The 16,830-nt window shown below is 51.1% G+C and carries 17 protein-coding genes; 7 read left to right on the top strand and 10 right to left on the bottom strand.

Going from position 1 to position 16,830, the window contains the following annotated elements; all coding sequences use genetic code 11:
• Positions 1-40: 40 nt before the first annotated feature.
• From xseB to dxs, 3 genes are read left to right on the top strand one after another with little or no spacing between them, the layout of a single operon-like run.
• A complete protein-coding gene (gene xseB, locus E2566_RS05760) occupies positions 41-289 on the top strand; it encodes an exodeoxyribonuclease VII small subunit (protein ID WP_107170900.1) in 249 nt (82 codons plus the stop codon).
• Positions 286-1,197, top strand: coding sequence for a (2E,6E)-farnesyl diphosphate synthase (gene ispA / locus E2566_RS05755; protein WP_107170901.1), 912 nt, complete (start codon positions 286-288; stop codon positions 1,195-1,197). The genes xseB and ispA overlap by 4 nt, the downstream gene beginning before the upstream one ends.
• A gap of 17 nt (positions 1,198-1,214) precedes the next feature.
• The gene (dxs, locus tag E2566_RS05750) at positions 1,215-3,080 is read left to right on the top strand and encodes a 1-deoxy-D-xylulose-5-phosphate synthase (protein WP_107170902.1); all 1,866 of its coding nucleotides are present in this window, start codon (positions 1,215-1,217) and stop codon (positions 3,078-3,080) included.
• Between the two features lie 134 nt (positions 3,081-3,214).
• On the opposite strand, the gene thiL is transcribed toward dxs, so the two are convergent.
• From thiL to nrdR, 5 genes are all read right to left on the bottom strand, one after another.
• A complete protein-coding gene (thiL, locus tag E2566_RS05740) occupies positions 3,215-4,195 on the bottom strand; it encodes a thiamine-phosphate kinase (RefSeq protein WP_107170903.1) in 981 nt (326 codons plus the stop codon).
• A gap of 68 nt (positions 4,196-4,263) precedes the next feature.
• The gene (gene nusB / locus E2566_RS05735; RefSeq protein ID WP_014914514.1) at positions 4,264-4,683 is read right to left on the bottom strand and encodes a transcription antitermination factor NusB; all 420 of its coding nucleotides are present in this window, start codon (positions 4,681-4,683) and stop codon (positions 4,264-4,266) included.
• Between the two features lie 24 nt (positions 4,684-4,707).
• Positions 4,708-5,184 carry a 6,7-dimethyl-8-ribityllumazine synthase gene (ribH, locus tag E2566_RS05730; RefSeq protein ID WP_107170904.1) on the bottom strand — a complete coding sequence of 159 codons (477 nt, stop codon included), beginning with the start codon at positions 5,182-5,184 and terminating at the stop codon, positions 4,708-4,710.
• Positions 5,185-5,372: 188 nt separating this feature from the next.
• On the bottom strand, positions 5,373-6,509 hold the full coding sequence (gene ribD, locus E2566_RS05725; RefSeq protein ID WP_107168824.1) for a bifunctional diaminohydroxyphosphoribosylaminopyrimidine deaminase/5-amino-6-(5-phosphoribosylamino)uracil reductase RibD: 1,137 nt from the start codon (positions 6,507-6,509) through the stop codon (positions 5,373-5,375).
• Positions 6,510-6,543: 34 nt separating this feature from the next.
• Positions 6,544-6,993 carry a transcriptional regulator NrdR gene (gene nrdR / locus E2566_RS05720; RefSeq protein WP_005975999.1) on the bottom strand — a complete coding sequence of 150 codons (450 nt, stop codon included), beginning with the start codon at positions 6,991-6,993 and terminating at the stop codon, positions 6,544-6,546.
• A gap of 209 nt (positions 6,994-7,202) precedes the next feature.
• On the opposite strand from nrdR, the gene E2566_RS05715 reads away from it, so the two are divergent.
• Complete coding sequence (locus E2566_RS05715) at positions 7,203-7,772, top strand: SadB/YajI family lipoprotein (protein ID WP_107168823.1); 570 nt, start codon at positions 7,203-7,205, stop codon at positions 7,770-7,772.
• Positions 7,773-7,847: 75 nt separating this feature from the next.
• Here E2566_RS05715 and secF read toward each other — a convergent pair whose 3' ends face one another.
• The 5 genes from secF to queA form a co-directional block, all read right to left on the bottom strand.
• A complete protein-coding gene (secF, locus tag E2566_RS05710; protein ID WP_052238873.1) occupies positions 7,848-8,759 on the bottom strand; it encodes a protein translocase subunit SecF in 912 nt (303 codons plus the stop codon).
• Positions 8,760-8,831: 72 nt separating this feature from the next.
• Complete coding sequence (gene secD / locus E2566_RS05705; RefSeq protein WP_107168822.1) at positions 8,832-10,679, bottom strand: protein translocase subunit SecD; 1,848 nt, start codon at positions 10,677-10,679, stop codon at positions 8,832-8,834.
• Positions 10,680-10,706: 27 nt separating this feature from the next.
• Positions 10,707-11,039 (bottom strand): preprotein translocase subunit YajC, encoded by a 333-nt coding sequence (gene yajC / locus E2566_RS05700; RefSeq protein WP_010282033.1) that lies wholly within the window; start codon positions 11,037-11,039, stop codon positions 10,707-10,709.
• A gap of 109 nt (positions 11,040-11,148) precedes the next feature.
• On the bottom strand, positions 11,149-12,294 hold the full coding sequence (tgt, locus tag E2566_RS05695) for a tRNA guanosine(34) transglycosylase Tgt (RefSeq protein ID WP_107168821.1): 1,146 nt from the start codon (positions 12,292-12,294) through the stop codon (positions 11,149-11,151).
• Positions 12,295-12,391: 97 nt separating this feature from the next.
• Complete coding sequence (gene queA, locus E2566_RS05690) at positions 12,392-13,459, bottom strand: tRNA preQ1(34) S-adenosylmethionine ribosyltransferase-isomerase QueA (RefSeq protein WP_107168820.1); 1,068 nt, start codon at positions 13,457-13,459, stop codon at positions 12,392-12,394.
• Positions 13,460-13,591: 132 nt separating this feature from the next.
• On the opposite strand from queA, the gene E2566_RS05685 reads away from it, so the two are divergent.
• From E2566_RS05685 to E2566_RS05675, 3 genes are all read left to right on the top strand, one after another.
• The gene (locus E2566_RS05685; RefSeq protein ID WP_107168819.1) at positions 13,592-14,173 is read left to right on the top strand and encodes an acyl carrier protein phosphodiesterase; all 582 of its coding nucleotides are present in this window, start codon (positions 13,592-13,594) and stop codon (positions 14,171-14,173) included.
• A 402-nt stretch (positions 14,174-14,575) separates the two neighbouring features.
• The gene (locus tag E2566_RS05680; protein WP_025918784.1) at positions 14,576-15,178 is read left to right on the top strand and encodes a peroxiredoxin C; all 603 of its coding nucleotides are present in this window, start codon (positions 14,576-14,578) and stop codon (positions 15,176-15,178) included.
• A 212-nt stretch (positions 15,179-15,390) separates the two neighbouring features.
• A complete protein-coding gene (locus tag E2566_RS05675; protein ID WP_107168818.1) occupies positions 15,391-16,668 on the top strand; it encodes a mechanosensitive ion channel family protein in 1,278 nt (425 codons plus the stop codon).
• Positions 16,669-16,830: the final 162 nt, after the last annotated feature.

The following is a 16,830-nucleotide window of genomic DNA, read 5'->3' as shown; positions in this document are numbered from 1 at the left end:
ACAAGCCAACGGCGTATAACACCAGGATTCTGAAACCACTATGCCTAAGAAGACCGAGCAGCCAGTCAGCTTTGAAAGCTCGCTGAACGAACTGGAAAAAATCGTTACCCGCCTCGAATCAGGTGAACTGCCGCTGGATGATGCGCTAAATGCGTTCGAACATGGCATCCAGCTCGCTCGTCAGGGACAGCAAAAGCTGCAACAGGCCGAACAACGCGTACAAATCCTGCTGAGCGACGACCCCGATGCACCGCTGTCACCATTTACGCCGGATAATGAGTCGCTATGACCGATTTCAGCACGCAACTGAATGCGCATTACCAACGTACTAACCGTATGTTGGGGCACTTCATCGCCGCTCTCCCCTTTCAGAGTAGTCCACTGGTCAATGCAATGGAGTATGGCTCACTCTTAGGTGGCAAACGCCTGCGTCCATTTCTGGTTTATACTACTGGCGAACTGTTTGGCATGCCGCTAGAGAGCCTGGATGCCCCAGCAGCGGCAGTAGAATGTATCCATGCCTATTCATTGATTCATGATGATCTGCCAGCAATGGATGACGATGATTTACGCCGCGGACAACCGACCTGCCACATCAAATTTGGTGAGGCCAACGCCATTCTGGCAGGTGATGCACTGCAAACGCTGGCATTCTCTATACTGACCGATGCGCCGATGCCGCAGGTTTCTGACCGCGATCGGCTGGCAATGATCTCAGAATTAGCGCAGGCAAGTGGCGTAGCAGGCATGTGCGGCGGTCAGGCTTTCGATCTGGAAGCGGAAGGCCATCAGGTCGATTTAGCTGCGTTAGAGCGAATTCATCGCCACAAAACGGGAGCCTTGATCCGCGCCGCAGTCCGACTGGGCGCATTCGCCGCGGGTGACGCAGGGCGTGCAGCTTTACCGCACTTGGATCGTTATGCTAACGCGATTGGGCTCGCCTTTCAGGTTCAGGACGATATTCTCGATGTTGTTGGCGACAGCGCGACAACAGGCAAACGTCAGGGTGTAGACCAGCAGTTAGGTAAAAGCACCTACCCCAGCCTGCTGGGGTTAGATAACGCACGAAAAAAAGCACAGGAGCTTTATCAGGAATCACTGGCATCGCTGGACGATCTCGTTGCATCTAGCTCTACGTCCCTGAATATTGCACCACTACAAGCGCTGGCGAATTTCATCGTTGAACGCGATAAGTAATTACCTAATGAGTCTCTATGAGTTTTGATACCGCGAAGTACCCTACATTAGCGTTAGTGGAAACACCGGATGAACTTCGACTGTTGCCGAAAGAGAGCCTACCAGCGCTGTGCGATGAACTGCGCCAATATTTGCTAGATAGCGTCAGCCGTTCAAGCGGACATTTTGCTTCAGGGTTGGGGACGGTTGAATTGACGGTTGCGCTACACTACGTCTACAACACCCCTTTTGATCATCTGGTATGGGATGTTGGTCATCAGGCTTATCCGCATAAGATCCTGACGGGTCGTCGCGATCGTATTTCAACGATCCGCCAAAAAGGCGGCCTGCACCCCTTTCCGTGGCGTGATGAAAGTGAATATGACGTATTAAGCGTCGGGCATTCATCCACCTCCATCAGTGCTGGACTGGGCATGGCCGTCGCAGCCGAGCGTGAAGGAAAAGGCCGTCGTACGGTTTGTGTGATTGGTGACGGCGCGATTACTGCGGGCATGGCCTTTGAGGCGATGAACCACGCAGGCGACATCAAATCCGATCTGCTGGTGGTGCTAAACGACAATGAGATGTCGATTTCGGAAAACGTCGGTGCATTGAACAACCATCTGGCGCAACTGCTATCCGGCAAGCTTTATGCCAGTTTACGTGAAGGCGGTAAAAAGGTGTTATCCGGCTTGCCTCCAATCAAAGAGCTGGTGAAACGCACCGAAGAACACCTTAAAGGCATGGTCGTTCCAGGTACGCTATTTGAGGAGCTCGGCTTTAACTATATCGGCCCAGTCGATGGTCATGACGTTCAGGCTCTGGCGCATACGCTGAAAAATATGCGTAATCTGAAAGGCCCTCAGCTTCTGCACATCATGACGAAGAAAGGCAAAGGGTACGCCCCCGCCGAGCAAGATCCGATCAGCTGGCACGCCGTGCCAAAATTCGATCCCGCCAGCGGCACATTGCCAAAAAGCAAAGAAGGCGCACAGCCAACCTATTCCAAGATCTTCGGCCAATGGTTACAAGAAACTGCCGCCAAAGACAGCAAGCTCATGGCGGTCACACCAGCAATGCGTGAAGGCTCCGGCATGGTGCAATTTTCCCGCGACTATCCGCAACAATATTTTGACGTGGCGATTGCCGAGCAGCATGCTGTAACGTTTGCTGCTGGTCTGGCCGTCGGTGGCTATCATCCCGTCGTCGCCATTTACTCTACTTTCCTGCAACGTGCTTACGATCAGGTTATCCACGATGTGGCGATTCAGAATCTACCGGTTCTGTTTGCGATCGATCGCGGTGGTATTGTTGGTGCAGACGGGCAAACGCATCAGGGTGCATTCGATCTCTCTTTCTTACGCTGTATCCCGAATATGGTCATTATGACACCCAGCGATGAAAATGAATGTCGTCAGATGCTGCACACCGGCTACCACTACCAGAAAGGCCCTACAGCGGTGCGTTACCCGCGTGGAAACGGTACGGGTACGGAACTGGCGCCATTATCAGAACTGCCAATCGGTAAAGGTGTGGTGCGTCGTCAGGGTGAAACGATCGCTATTCTGAATTTTGGTACGCTATTACCGGAAGCGCAGATTGCGGCTGAGAAATTGAACGCCACGCTCGTCGACATGCGTTTTGTGAAACCGCTAGATGAAGCGTTACTTGAAGAGTTGGCACAGTCTCACAGCACATTCGTGACGCTGGAAGAGAACTCAGTCATGGGCGGTGCCGGGAGCGGCGTAAATGAATTCCTGATGGCGAAACGCCTTGCCATCTCGGTGCTGAACATCGGGCTACCAGATGTATTTATCCCGCAAGGTTCGCAGGAAGAGATCCGTGCCGACTTCGATCTGGATGCCGCTGGCATCGAGCGAAAAATTATACAGTGGACGAAATAAGAAACTATCGGCAACCGGGGCGACACATAGCCCCGGTGCAATGACACAGTAGAGTCGCCAGCAGCAAATGCCACGGATTACCCAACCATAAGCGGAGTTTTGTTACAACAGAACCCTTCGTTTTGTTCGCGGGGTCAGTCTTGTTCGCTAAAATGGTCATACCCTTTCCAGCTCAACTCGGTCACTTTATTATCTATGAAAAAGCGTAACCCTTCGGATGAAGGCCCGATTTGCCCGATACAGGTATAGTCAGCGCCGAGATGCCCCAAGGCAAGTTCCAGCGCACCACGGTTAATTTCCGGCACGGTAAAGCACAGCTCATAGTCTTCGCCGCCAGATAGTGCCCAGCGCAACGCCTGTTCTTCGTCCGTGCAGCTTCGCAACCAATCAGATTGTGGAATCGCATCCAGATGAATACGTGCACCACACTCGCTGGCTTTAAGTATATGCTGTAGATCGGAGATGAGACCGTCGGAAAGATCGATGGCGGAACTAGCCAGATCGCGCAGCGCCTGCCCTTGCAAAATTCTAGGTTGAGGACGAAGATGACGCTGAATCAATCCCTGACGCGTGCCCTCATCATCAACATGCAGTGAATTCTGGAGGATAGCCAGACCGGCAGCGCTATCGCCTAATGAACCGGTAACATAAATCCAGTCGCCAATTCTCGCCCCGCGACGCGTCAATGCCCGTCCTACAGGCACCAGACCATGGATAGTCAATGTCAGGCTCAATGGACCACGCGTCGTATCGCCGCCTACCAACTGCATGCCATAATAATCAAGCAGCTCAAACAAGCTGTCGCTATAGGCGGACAGCCACTGGCTGTTGCTTTTAGGTAGAGTAATAGCCAGAGAAAGCCAGGCAGGATCGGCACCCATTGCAGCCAGATCGCTTAAATTGACCGCCAGAGATTTGTAACCTAGATCGGCGGGATCGATATCAGGTAGGAAATGAACGCCAGATACGAGTGTGTCGGTACTCACCGCCAACATCTGCTTATCTGCCACCGTCAGTAACGCACAGTCATCACCGATGCCTAACTCAACATCGCGACGTGAACTTCGGACCCGATTAAAATAGCGGGCAATAAGGTCAAACTCACCTTCAACCATAACCTTTCCAGCCAGCCTATCATTCAAAAGCGATCAGGGCCGGATATCCGGCCCTGATGCGATTCATTTTACTTCTTGCCTTTCCGTACACTCGGAGCAGCTTTGTCCAGCACGCCATTCACAAACTTATGGCTATCTTCAGCACCGAAGATTTTAGCCAGTTCGATGGCCTCGTTAATCGCCACTTTGTAAGGAACATCTTCGCGCTTGCTCAGCTCAAACATAGCCAAACGCAGAATCGCTTTTTCAACCTGTCCCAATTCCTCGATCTGGCGAGACAGGAAAGGTGCCATCAGTTGATCCAGCTTTTCAGCTTGAGTGGCAACACCCGCCAGCAATTCACGGAAATAGGCAATGTCGACATCTTTGACATCCTGCTCGCTCAGGAATTGGTGTTCAACATCGGCAATATCATTTTTAGATAATTGCCAGGAGTAAAGCGCTTGAACCGCACATTCACGAGCGCGGCGACGAGCAGCAGGTTTCACGGAATTCCCCTTACTTAATCAGGCTTACTTAATCGCTTTCAATACATTAATCATTTCTAGCGCGGTCAAGGCGGCTTCTGCACCTTTGTTCCCCGCTTTCGTGCCAGCACGCTCAATCGCCTGTTCAATGCTTTCCGTCGTCAGAACGCCGAAAGCAACAGGAATTTCGCTATCCATCGCAACGGAGGACAAGCCTGAGCTACATTCACCAGCAACAAATTCAAAATGCGCTGTTCCACCGCGAATGACCGTTCCCAGAGCAATAACGGCATCATACCCGCCATTTTTCGCACTTTTGGTCAGCGCACGAACCGTCAATGGCAGTTCGTAAGCACCCGGCACCCAAACAACGGTGATATTTTCGTCTTTAACCTGACCGATGCGTTTCAATGCATCAACCGCACCTTCCAGCAGGCTATCGTTAATAAAATGGTTAAAACGCGCAATCGCAATCGCCACACGGGCATCAGGAGTAGCAACAACACCTTCGATAACGTTCATAGCTTTCCTTGTATTTGGTCTTTATGGCCCGCAGGGGGGCGGATTCTATCATAATTTTTGTTGGCACGTATCCGGTTTTGTCAGGCCTGTGCCACGTATTTACATATGTATACCCGTCATACTTCAAGTTGCATGTGCGTTGTTCAAACATTAACGTTTGTCCTGAAACTTGAATTATTTAGGGTATATCAGAATTTGGGTCTCAGGCGTAATCGCAAATCTGGACCAATCTGGCGAACCTCTACGATGTCAAATTCCGGTGCCTGAGACAGTTGATCTAGCCCTGGCAAGAGGCATAGCGAACGGGCATTTTCACCCAGTAGTTTGGGGGCAAGATAAACGATGAGTTCATCAACGACACCGGCATTAAGCAACGCCCCGGCCAAACTCGCTCCAGCTTCAACCCAGACAGAATTAATCTGACGTCTTCCCAACACCATCATCAGTGCCACCAGATCAACACCGCCATTGTGCTGCGGTAGCATGACTTGCTCAACGCCCTGCGGCCATATCTGTTCATCTGCCTGAACACGCGCCAGCCAGGTCTCACCCGGTTGGCTAATAACACGATGTTGCGGCGTGACCCGCTGCTTGCTGTCCACAATCACCCTAATGGGCTGCCTGAGATCGGCTTCGGAATAGCGCTTCTGGACATCAGCATCCAGTTCTGACCACCGTACAGTAAGAGAAGGATCGTCGGCCAATACCGTCGCGCTGCTGCTTAGAATCGCCGCACTCTCGGCACGAAAACGCTGTACATCCTGCCGTGCCTGCGGTGAAGTAATCCACTGGCTTTCTCCCGACGCCATCGCAGTACGCCCATCCAAAGACGCCGCCATTTTGAGCTGCACATAAGGAAAACCCGTCCGCATACGTTTCAGGAAGCCAACATTGACTTTCTCTGCTTCAGCCATCATCACGCCATGGCTAACGGTAATCCCTGCTTGCTGTAAGCGATGCAAACCACGACCAGCAACCTGCGGGTTGGGGTCCTGCATCGCGGCAACCACTCGGGAAACGCCAGCCGCAATCAACGCATCGGCACAAGGCGGCGTTCGTCCGTGGTGGCTGCACGGTTCCAGTGTGACATAGGCCGTCGCATCACGCGCGCGCTCTCCCGCCATTCTCAGAGCATGTACCTCAGCATGGGGTTCACCCGCACGGAAATGGTAGCCTTCACCGACAATTTCACCATCACGCACGATCACACAGCCAACATTGGGGTTAGGTGCCGTCGTAAAACGGCCACGACGTGCCAGCTCTAACGCACGCGCCATGTAGAATTCATCCTGCGGCAAGTGACCGTTTTCCTGAAAAGCGCTCATTCCGACCCTCTTATCTCTTTCAAATCGACGCGTCTTAATCCTGCAAACGCGCAATCTCTTCGCCAAATTCGCGGATATCTTCAAAACTCCTGTACACCGAGGCAAACCGGATATAAGCCACTTTATCCAGCTTTCTCAACGCCTCCATTACCAGGTTGCCGACCATTTTGGTAGTCACCTCACGTTCTCCGGTCGCACGGAGATGAGATTTTATATGATTAATCGCCATTTCGACGTCATCAGAACTCACTGGCCTTTTTTCCAGCGCTTTCAACATCCCGCTACGCAATTTGTCTTCATTAAACGGCTCGCGCACTTCATTGCTTTTGATGACTCGCGGCATCACCAGTTCAGCCACTTCAAACGTAGTGAAGCGTTCATGACAAACCAGACACTGCCGACGACGACGGACTTGAGAACCTTCGCCGACCAGACGGGAATCAATGACTTTGGTATCAACAGCGGAACAAAATGGGCAATGCATGATGTGTCCTGACCAGTAATCCTTAACGTAAAGACAGTTTACCCTGAATTAACGGACTAACCAAAACTCCTGATTCACGTTGCGAAGGGTTTCGCATCTCTTCCGGTAAGCGGATGAAAAAAGCTGTCTCACCTATGACTTAGACTTAATCACAGCTAAACTCAGCAACAGGGATCAATGAATAAGACATCGAAAGGGGAACCACAGATATGAGAACCCGATATCGCGTACTGACCTTCTTGCCAGCGCTATTATTGCTAGCGGGGTGCGCCGAACAGCGCCAGATGCCCAAATTGCAGAATCAGATAGGTCAGCTAAACCATCAATTACAAACGCTAACCGATCAGGCCACGGCGTTGGAGCGGCAAAATGCGTTGAATTCCCAATCTACCTCTGGTGTTTATTTACTGCCGGCTGCGCAGACGAGCATACCGTTAGAAAGCAGTATTGGCAGGCTCAGTGTCTCGTTACGCAATATAGAGACTGAAGCGAACGGAACCAGCGCGTTGTTACACATTCGCACGCTTGATGCGAAGGGATTACCCGCCTTTGGCGCACAGTTGGACTGGGGACGACTCGACCCCGTTAGCGGGAAACCTTTAGCAGGGGATACGCAAACACAGTCCTTTGTTGTCTCACCCACATTGTTACCCAAAGCTGAAGCGATTATTGAATTGCGTCTGAGTGGTTTGTCGCCGGAAGAACTTGGCTTTGTTCGTTTACATCAGGTCCAGGAAATACAGGCTCCGCCGCCTGTTGCCGCCACCGAGTCCCCTTAGTAAACACATTTCCCAACGCTAAGATGCAAAAAACCCCGCAGCGACGCGGGGTTTTTCATGTTTACCGTCAGCAGATTAAGGCAGGATAGACGGTTGGTCCGCCCCTTCTTTTTCCACTTTCTGAACGATCAAATGCTCGCGCTTCATACCCAGTTTCAGCGCCAGAGCAGAAGAAACATAGATAGAAGAGATCGTACCGATGATCACACCAATAAACATCGTTAACGAGAAGCCATGCAACAGGGCTCCACCGAAGACCATGAGGATCACGATCATCGCCAACGTGGTCGCTGATGTAATAATGGTACGGTGCAATGTCTGCGTCAGAGAAATGTTGGTAATTTCGTAAGGTGTGCCACGACGAATCTTGCGGAAGTTCTCACGAATACGGTCAGATACCACGATCTTATCGTTAAGTGAATAACCAATTACCGACATCAGCGACGCAATGATCGTTAGGTCAATCTCAATAGAGAACAGAGACAGCAGACCCATCGTGATGATCGTATCGTGCGCCAAAGCCAGTACGGCACTCATCGCCAGACGCCATTCAAAACGAAAACCGATATAAATGAGGATAGCAATCAGCGCAGACATCAGCGCCAATGCGCCCGCCTGTGCCAAATCACTCCCCACGCTCGGCCCGACAAACTCAATACGTTTCACCGTCGCATGCTGCTGGAAGGTATCGTTCACCACCTTCAGCACTTTGTTACCGAGCGCTTCGTTCTCGCTGCCAGAAACTGGTGGCATACGTACCATCACGTCACGGCTGCTACCGAAATTCTGCACCTGCGGCTCTGAAAACCCAGAGGTCTCTAATGAACTACGCAGGACATCGAGATCGATCGGTTTCTCAAGGTTAATCTCAATGACCGTACCACCGGTAAAATCGAGTCCCCAGTTGAAACCACGTACACCCATAATCGCAATAGACGCGATAATCAGCAGACCGGAAATGACAAATGCCAATGTGTCCCAGCGCATGAAATCATGGACTTTACGCCCGTGATTGAGTTGTTCAATGTTGTATTCCTGTTCCTGTGCCACAACGCACTCCTAGATAGACAGCTTGTTGATACGTTTACCGCCGTAAAGCAGGTTAACGATGGCACGAGTACCGACGATCGCCGTAAACATTGAGGTCGCAATCCCAATCGCAGTCGTGATAGCAAACCCTTTGATAGAACCGGTACCAACCGCATACAGGATGATGACTTTAATCAACGTCGTGACGTTCGCATCAACAATCGAACTGAATGCACCTTTGTAGCCCTCATGAATAGCCTGCTGTATAGAGCGACCATTGCTGAGTTCTTCTTTGATACGTTCGTTAATGAGTACGTTAGCATCGACTGCAACCGCCAGTGTAAGCACGATACCCGCGATACCCGGCATAGTTAGCGTCGCGCCTGGTAGCAGAGACATCACGCCGACAATCAACACCAGGTTAGCAACCAATGCACTGGTCGCGATGACACCAAACTTCTTGTAGAAGAAGACCATGAAGAGGATCGACGCGATCAAGCCCCACAAACAGGCTTCCAGACCCTGAGTGATGTTTTGCATCCCCAACGTTGGCCCAATAGTACGTTCTTCCACAATCTGGATCGGTGCAATCAGCGCACCCGCACGCAGCAGCAGAGAAAGCTGACGCGCCTCATTCGGGTTATCAATGCCGGTAATACGGAAGCTGTTACCCAGTCGCGACTGAATCGTCGCTACGTTGATGACTTCTTCGTGTTTTTCCAGTATCGAACGGCCCGTCGCATCTTTCTTACCGCTGTCTTTATATTCCACGAACAGCGTCGCCATCAGCTTGCCGATACTGTCTTTGGTGAAGTTGGACATGGTGTTGCCACCCGCGCTGTCCAGAGAAATATTCACCTGAGGACGGTTGTATTCGTCATTGCTTGATGTTGAGTCAGTGATGTGATCACCCGTCAGAATGACGCGTTTGAACAGCACAACGGGTGAACCGTCACGCATATTCTTCACTTCGGAATCGCCCGGCACGCGGCCGTTCGCCGCTGCGGTCGCATCAGCATTACTGTTGACCAGACGGAATTCCAGCGTAGCGGTGGCACCAAGAATTTCTTTCGCGCGCGCCGTGTCCTGGATACCCGGTAACTCAACAACGATACGATCGGCGCCCTGACGCTGTACTAGCGGTTCGGCGACACCCAGTTGGTTCACACGGTTACGCAGGATATTGATGTTCTGCTGTACGGCGTATTCACGTGCTTCACGCAGACGTTCATCAGACATCACTGCACGTAGCAGGTTGCTACCGCTGCTGCTGAGAACCAGATTACGGTGACGAGTCGTCAGATAGTTGATGCCCTCATCACGCGTTTGAGCATCACGGAAACGAATTTCGACGCCGTAATTATCAATTTTACGCACTGCGGCATAAGGGATGTTCTTCTCACGCAGATCGCTGCGCAAAGAGTCCATGGTTTGTTCTTGCAGTTTACCCAGCGCCGTATCCATATCCACTTCCATCAGGAAGTGAACGCCGCCGCGCAGATCGAGCCCCAATTTCATCGGTTCAGCGCCTAACAACCGCAGCCACGTTGGCGTGGCGGGAGCAAGGTTAAGTGCGACGACGAATTTTTCGCCCAGCTCATTAACGAGCGCTTCGCGCGCGCGGAGTTGAACATCAGGGTTAGAGAAGCGAGCCAGGATTGCACCATTTTCCAATGCAATCGACTTACTGGTAATGTTTTGTTCTTTTAAGACATTCTGGACTTGGATCAGCGTCGTTTCGCTGGCGGCGGTTCCCCGCGCGCCAGTAACTTGTACCGCCGGATCCTCACCATATAGGTTAGGAAGTGCGTAGAGCAGGCCGACGAACAACACCACGACCAGCATCAGGTACTTCCACAAAGGATAACGATTTAACACGGCAGTTCCCTTCGGGAAAATCGGAAATTACAGGGCCTTAATCGTGCCCTTCGGCAGCACGGCAGCCACGAAATCACGTTTGATAACCACTTCATTGGTCTCGTTCAACGCAATCGCAATATAGCCAGTTTCGGACACTTTAGTCACGCGACCAACCAGACCGCCAGTCGTCAAGACTTCATCACCCTTGCCGATGGAATCCATTAACTTCTTGTGTTCCTTGGCGCGTTTTTGCTGAGGACGCAGGATCATAAAGTAGAAAATCAGACCAAAAACGGCCAGCATAATAACCAGAGAGTACGGGCTTCCCTGAGCCGGAGCGCCGGTTGCAGCTACAGCATCGGAGATGAAAAGACTCATTTAAATATCCTCTTTTTTGTCAAAAGATAAGCTATCAAAAAGATAAATTATCAACCTTACAATCGTAAAAACGCTTCACAGCAAAATGCTATTCATAGCAAACGGGCTGTCAGTTGCTTGCGGCAACGTCTTTTTCAGCAAGCGGCGGAATGGGTTTGCCTATCCGTTGGTAAAAATCCACCACAAAGTGCTCTAATTTACCCTCTTCAATGGCCTGACGTAAACCTGCCATTAAACGCTGATAATAACGCAAGTTATGAATGGTATTGAGTCGTGCTCCGAGTATTTCGTTGCAACGGTCAAGATGATGCAAGTAGGCGCGACTATAATTGCGACACGTGTAGCAATCACAGTGTTCATCCAGCGAGCTGACATCATCTTTATGCTTCGCATTACGGATTTTCACCACGCCATCAGTCACGAAAAGATGTCCGTTACGTGCGTTACGCGTTGGCATCACGCAGTCAAACATATCGACACCGCGACGTACACCTTCCACCAAATCTTCCGGCTTGCCCACGCCCATCAGATAGCGTGGTTTATCTTCTGGAATCTGTGGGCAAACGTGCTCCAGAATACGGTGCATGTCCTCTTTCGGTTCACCCACTGCCAAACCGCCCACAGCGTACCCATCAAAGCCAATGTCTACCAGACCTTTTACGGATACATCACGTAAATCTTCGTAAACACTACCCTGAATAATACCGAACAGCGCATTTTTATTCTCTAGTTCGTCAAAACGCTGACGGCTGCGTTTCGCCCAGCGCAGGGACATCTCCATAGAGCGCTTGGCGTAATCCCAATCGGCGGGGTACGGCGTACACTCATCAAAGATCATGACAATATCGGAACCGAGATCGTGCTGAATCTCCATCGATTTTTCCGGGCTAAGGAAAATCGAATCCCCATTGATCGGGTTACGGAAATGCACGCCCTGCTCAGTAATTTTGCGAATGTCGCCGAGGCTGAATACCTGAAAACCGCCAGAGTCCGTCAGAATGGGGCCGTGCCACTGCATGAAGTCATGCAGATCGCCGTGCAGTTTCATGATTTCCTGACCGGGACGTAGCCACAGATGGAACGTATTGCCGAGCAAAATCTGTGCGCCAGTCTCTTTCACTTCTTCCGGCGTCATGCCCTTCACCGTGCCGTACGTCCCCACGGGCATAAAAGCCGGGGTTTCCACCACGCCACGTTCAAAAATCAATCTGCCGCGTCGCGCGCGGCCGTCTGTTGTTTGTAATTCGTACTTCACTTAACCTCCAGCATCAGAAAAACAGTCTGATGATAATGATGTATTAACGCCTGACAGAGCGTGGTCTGTGACGTTCCTCTTGAGCGGAAAGCAGGATTTATCCCACTTTTTCCTGTTCAGCCAGCGGGTTGTGCGTAATAAACATCGCATCACCGTAGCTGAAAAAGCGATATTGCTCTGCCACCGCTTCACGGTAGGCAGACATCGTGTTCTGGTAACCGGCGAAGGCGGACACCAACATGATTAACGTCGATTCAGGCAAATGGAAATTAGTTACTAGCGCATCAATAACGCGGTAGTGATAACCCGGATAGATAAAAATTTTGGTATCGTCGAAAAATGGTGCAATCAGCGCATCCTGACTGGCCTGAGCGGCACTTTCCAGTGAACGTACCGAGGTGGTACCCACCGCGATCACGCGATTTCCCCGCGCCTTACACGCCAGCACAGCATCGACGACATCCTGCGGTACTTCAGCATATTCGGCGTGCATAATGTGATCTTCGATCGTATCGACGCGTACTGGCTGGAAAGTCCCGGCACCAACGTGCAACGTGACGAATGCCATTTCAATGTCTTTCTCGCGTAGCGCAGCTAACATCGGCTCATCAAAATGCAAACCTGCCGTCGGCGCCGCTACCGCCCCCGGACGCTGGCTATACACCGTCTGATATAGCTCACGGTCAGCGTCTTCATCAGGCCTATCGATGTAAGGTGGCAACGGCATATGGCCGATAGCATTCAGGATCGATAGAACATCGCGGGAGTCATCAAAATGCAGCTCAAATAGCGCATCGTGACGAGCCGCCATCGTGGCCTTGACGCTTTCATCATCGCCCAGCAACAGCTCCGTGCCCGGCTTTGGCGCTTTTGACGCGCGAACGTGCGCCAATACCCGACGATCGTCCAGCACGCGTTCCACCAGCACTTCCAGTTTGCCGCCGCTGGCTTTACGACCAAACAGACGAGCAGGAATCACGCGCGTATTGTTGAACACCAGCAGATCGCCGGGATTCAGTTTATCCAGCAAATCGGTAAACACGCCGTGCGTCAGATCTCCCGTCGGCCCGTCCAGCGATAGCAGGCGGCACCCACTGCGTTCTGCTTGTGGATAATGGGCAATCAATGATTCAGGAAGTTCAAACGAAAAATCGGTAACACGCATGGCAATTCACTTAGCTGTTAATACATTAAAAATGGGCGGCCTAGTCTAGAGCCGCAAGCGCATGGCTGCAAGAAATAAGCATCTGAGTCGTGGAATGCATTATACCCAATAGAAAAGGTATATACTGTCACGATGAATTTTCTTGCACACCTTCATCTGGCCACGCTGGCCGACAGTTCCCTATTAGGTAATCTGATGGCGGACTTTGTTCGCGGCAACCCACAGGACAGCTACGCTGACGAGATTGTCGCGGGTATCCGACTGCATCGCCGCGTTGACTCGCTGACCGACAGTCTGCCAGAGGTCAAACAGGCACGTCAGTATTTCAGTGATGAATTTCGCCGCGTCGCTCCCATTACGCTAGATGTGCTGTGGGATCACTATCTTGCACGTCACTGGCTACAGCTGGTGCCCGATACGCCTTTGCAGACCTTTATCGATGGTGCCCAGTCACAAATCGAACCTCATCTGGCGCAAACCCCCGAACGCTTTCAGAACCTGAATCGCTATTTGTGGCCGGAACGTTGGATGACACGCTATGCGGAACTGCCGTTTATCGCTGATGTGCTGCACAGAATGTCAGTACGACGCCCGAAGCTGGCCGCGCTGTCCGGCTCGTTTCAGGACATCGAACAGCACTATCACCAATTTGAAATACTCTTCTGGCAATTTTATCCACGCATGATGCAATTAGCGAAAACGCAACGGCTGTGAGATCACAACTTTTCCGTTTTTCTACGCCACCTATACCTTAAATAATTCGAGTTGCGTGACAAAACGTGAGCGTTTTGAACAACGCTCTGCGTTGGTCCTTTAGGACAAGGCCATGCGGCCTTGTAACGCGGCAACTGCGCGAGTCCCCAGGAGCTTACTCAGGTAAGTGACTGGGGCGAGTAAGGGCAGCCAACGCACAAGCAGCTTGAAGTATGACAGGGATATTGTCCTTTCGATTAAAAGGGTTAATATAATTTATTGAAAGGAAATAGCGATGAGTTCAATAGACAAAAGCTATCTCATTGATTGGTCTCTTTGCCTGTATTCACTCAGACAGAATCCCTATACTGATCGCTGTTTTTTATATCTTCCGATCATTAACCGCTATCTACAGGAGTAATTATGGTCCTGGTAACTCGTCAAGCCCCAGACTTTACCGCAGCTGCCGTTTTAGGCAGTGGCGAAATCGTCGAAAATTTCAACCTGAAGAAGCACATCAACGGTAAAGCAGCCGTGATTTTCTTCTGGCCGATGGACTTTACCTTCGTTTGCCCATCAGAACTGATTGCTTTCGATCACCGCTATGCCGAGTTCAAGAAACGTGGCGTAGAAGTGGTTGGTGTTTCTTTCGATTCCGAGTTTGTTCACAATGCATGGCGTAAAACCCCTGTAGACAAAGGCGGCATCGGCGAAGTGCAATATGCGATGGTTGCTGACATTAAGCGCGAAATCCAGAAGGCCTACGGCATTGAGCACCCAGAAGCCGGTGTTGCACTGCGTGGTTCTTTCCTGATCGACAAAAGCGGTGTGGTTCGCCATCAGGTCGTTAACGATCTGCCGCTGGGTCGTAACATTGATGAAATGCTGCGTACCGTTGACGCGCTGCAATTCCACGAAGAGCACGGCGAAGTCTGTCCGGCACAGTGGGAAAAAGGGAAATCCGGTATGGGCGCGTCACCAGATGGCGTAGCGAAATACCTGTCTGAAAACGCAGACAAGCTGTAATCCCTCATCGTTGCCCTCATGGGCAATGTGATAATCAAGCCAGTTGCTATGCGACTGGCTTTTTTTTCGCGATGTTTCTCTCATCGATCTTCTCACTGCTCGCCTTCGCGATCCCAAAAAATACAAAAGGTTGACTAGGGGCGCTAAATCCTTAGCCTTAAAGCCACATCGTGTTAATGCACGACAGATTCACTGGAATAAAAGGAGAACGCATGCAACAAAATCTCGCGCTATGGCTGAGAGAAGCTGGAATACAACACGCTAGCCTCATTGCGTTACTGATTGTTCTTGGGCTGATATTGCTCATTTCTGCCGTCATCCACCTGATTTTGCATCAGGTTGTGTTGAAACGGCTGGTTCTACGCTCACTCAATAAACCAGGAAAGACCGAAGGACACGGGTGGAAGCAGGCGCTGACACAGCACAACTTGTTTAACCGGCTCGCCTTCCTGTTGCAAGGGGTGATCCTGAATATTCAGGTCTTTGTGTGGCTGCCTTCGCAAAGTGAAACCCGTGAAGCGCTCATCATCTGCTCTCAAGTGTGGATCATGATTTTTGCGCTGCTGTCTCTGTTCTCGCTACTCGATGTGCTGCTCAATGTTTCCGCACGAACCAAAGTCGCCGCTCAATTGCCGCTGCGCGGTATCTTCCAGAGTCTGAAACTGATCGCCACCATCGTCATCAGTATCATGGTGGTATCACTGCTCATCGGGAAATCACCGCTGATTCTGATTAGTGGTTTAGGTGCCATGGCCGCCGTGCTGATGTTGGTGTTCAAAGATCCGATTATGGGACTCGTGGCAGGAATCCAGCTTTCCGCTAACGATATGTTGACGCTGGGAGACTGGCTCGAAATGCCGAAATATGGCGCTGACGGTGCCGTTATCGACATCGGGCTGACAACAGTAAAAGTGAAAAACTGGGACAATACTGTCACCACCATTCCCACCTATTCGCTGGTGTCCGACTCCTTCAAAAACTGGCGTTCGATGTCGGAATCGGGGGGACGGCGCATAAAGCGTAGCATCAATATCGATACCACCAGCGTGCATTTCATGACGGAAGACGAACAGGCGCGATTGCTGCGCAGCAAGTTACTGTCAGCGTATATCCAAAACAAGAAGAGCGAGTTGGAGCAGCACAACGCACAGTCAGACTCCGATCTGACATCCCCGCTGAACGGCCGTCGTCTAACCAATCTGGGGACGTTCCGCGCCTATCTTCAGGTTTACCTGCGTACCCATCCGGGAATTCATAAAGGAATGACGCTAATGGTACGGCAGCTTGCGCCAACGTCTGAAGGGGTACCGCTGGAAATTTATGCGTTTACCAACACCACCGCCTGGGTCGACTATGAAAGTATTCAGTCTGACATTTTCGACCATATCTTTGCGATTCTGCCCGAGTTCGATCTCCGCATTCATCAGACACCAACCGGTCACGATATGCGGGTAATGGCGCAGAAAATGACTACGCAGGAAGCGAAATAGGCACAAAAAAATGCTCCAATGGAAGCGCAGAGGTTGCTAATAAAGTCCGTAGTGCGGGAGTAACGAATAGATCGTAAAGACGCTGCAAGTACGTCCATGTAAGCTCGGCTTGCGCCATCCATGGCGCAAACGCTTTACTCTTCTATTTCGTTACTCCCGTTT

It is taken from the genome of Pectobacterium punjabense (genome assembly GCF_012427845.1).
Classification (GTDB): domain Bacteria; phylum Pseudomonadota; class Gammaproteobacteria; order Enterobacterales; family Enterobacteriaceae; genus Pectobacterium; species Pectobacterium punjabense.
This window is presented reverse-complemented; position numbering and strand designations above follow the sequence as displayed.

Coding starts and splice junctions, on each gene's coding strand:
- xseB (WP_107170900.1), top strand. CDS start 41: ATGCCTAAGAAGACCGAGCAGCCAGTCAGCTTTGAAAGCTCGCTGAAC.
- ispA (WP_107170901.1), top strand. CDS start 286: ATGACCGATTTCAGCACGCAACTGAATGCGCATTACCAACGTACTAAC.
- dxs (WP_107170902.1), top strand. CDS start 1,215: ATGAGTTTTGATACCGCGAAGTACCCTACATTAGCGTTAGTGGAAACA.
- thiL (WP_107170903.1), bottom strand. CDS start 4,195: ATGGTTGAAGGTGAGTTTGACCTTATTGCCCGCTATTTTAATCGGGTC.
- ribH (WP_107170904.1), bottom strand. CDS start 5,184: ATGAACGTTATCGAAGGTGTTGTTGCTACTCCTGATGCCCGTGTGGCG.
- ribD (WP_107168824.1), bottom strand. CDS start 6,509: ATGAGCGCTTTTCAGGAAAACGGTCACTTGCCGCAGGATGAATTCTAC.
- nrdR (WP_005975999.1), bottom strand. CDS start 6,993: ATGCATTGCCCATTTTGTTCCGCTGTTGATACCAAAGTCATTGATTCC.
- E2566_RS05715 (WP_107168823.1), top strand. CDS start 7,203: ATGAGAACCCGATATCGCGTACTGACCTTCTTGCCAGCGCTATTATTG.
- secF (WP_052238873.1), bottom strand. CDS start 8,759: ATGCGCTGGGACACATTGGCATTTGTCATTTCCGGTCTGCTGATTATC.
- yajC (WP_010282033.1), bottom strand. CDS start 11,039: ATGAGTCTTTTCATCTCCGATGCTGTAGCTGCAACCGGCGCTCCGGCT.
- queA (WP_107168820.1), bottom strand. CDS start 13,459: ATGCGTGTTACCGATTTTTCGTTTGAACTTCCTGAATCATTGATTGCC.
- E2566_RS05685 (WP_107168819.1), top strand. CDS start 13,592: ATGAATTTTCTTGCACACCTTCATCTGGCCACGCTGGCCGACAGTTCC.
- E2566_RS05680 (WP_025918784.1), top strand. CDS start 14,576: ATGGTCCTGGTAACTCGTCAAGCCCCAGACTTTACCGCAGCTGCCGTT.
- E2566_RS05675 (WP_107168818.1), top strand. CDS start 15,391: ATGCAACAAAATCTCGCGCTATGGCTGAGAGAAGCTGGAATACAACAC.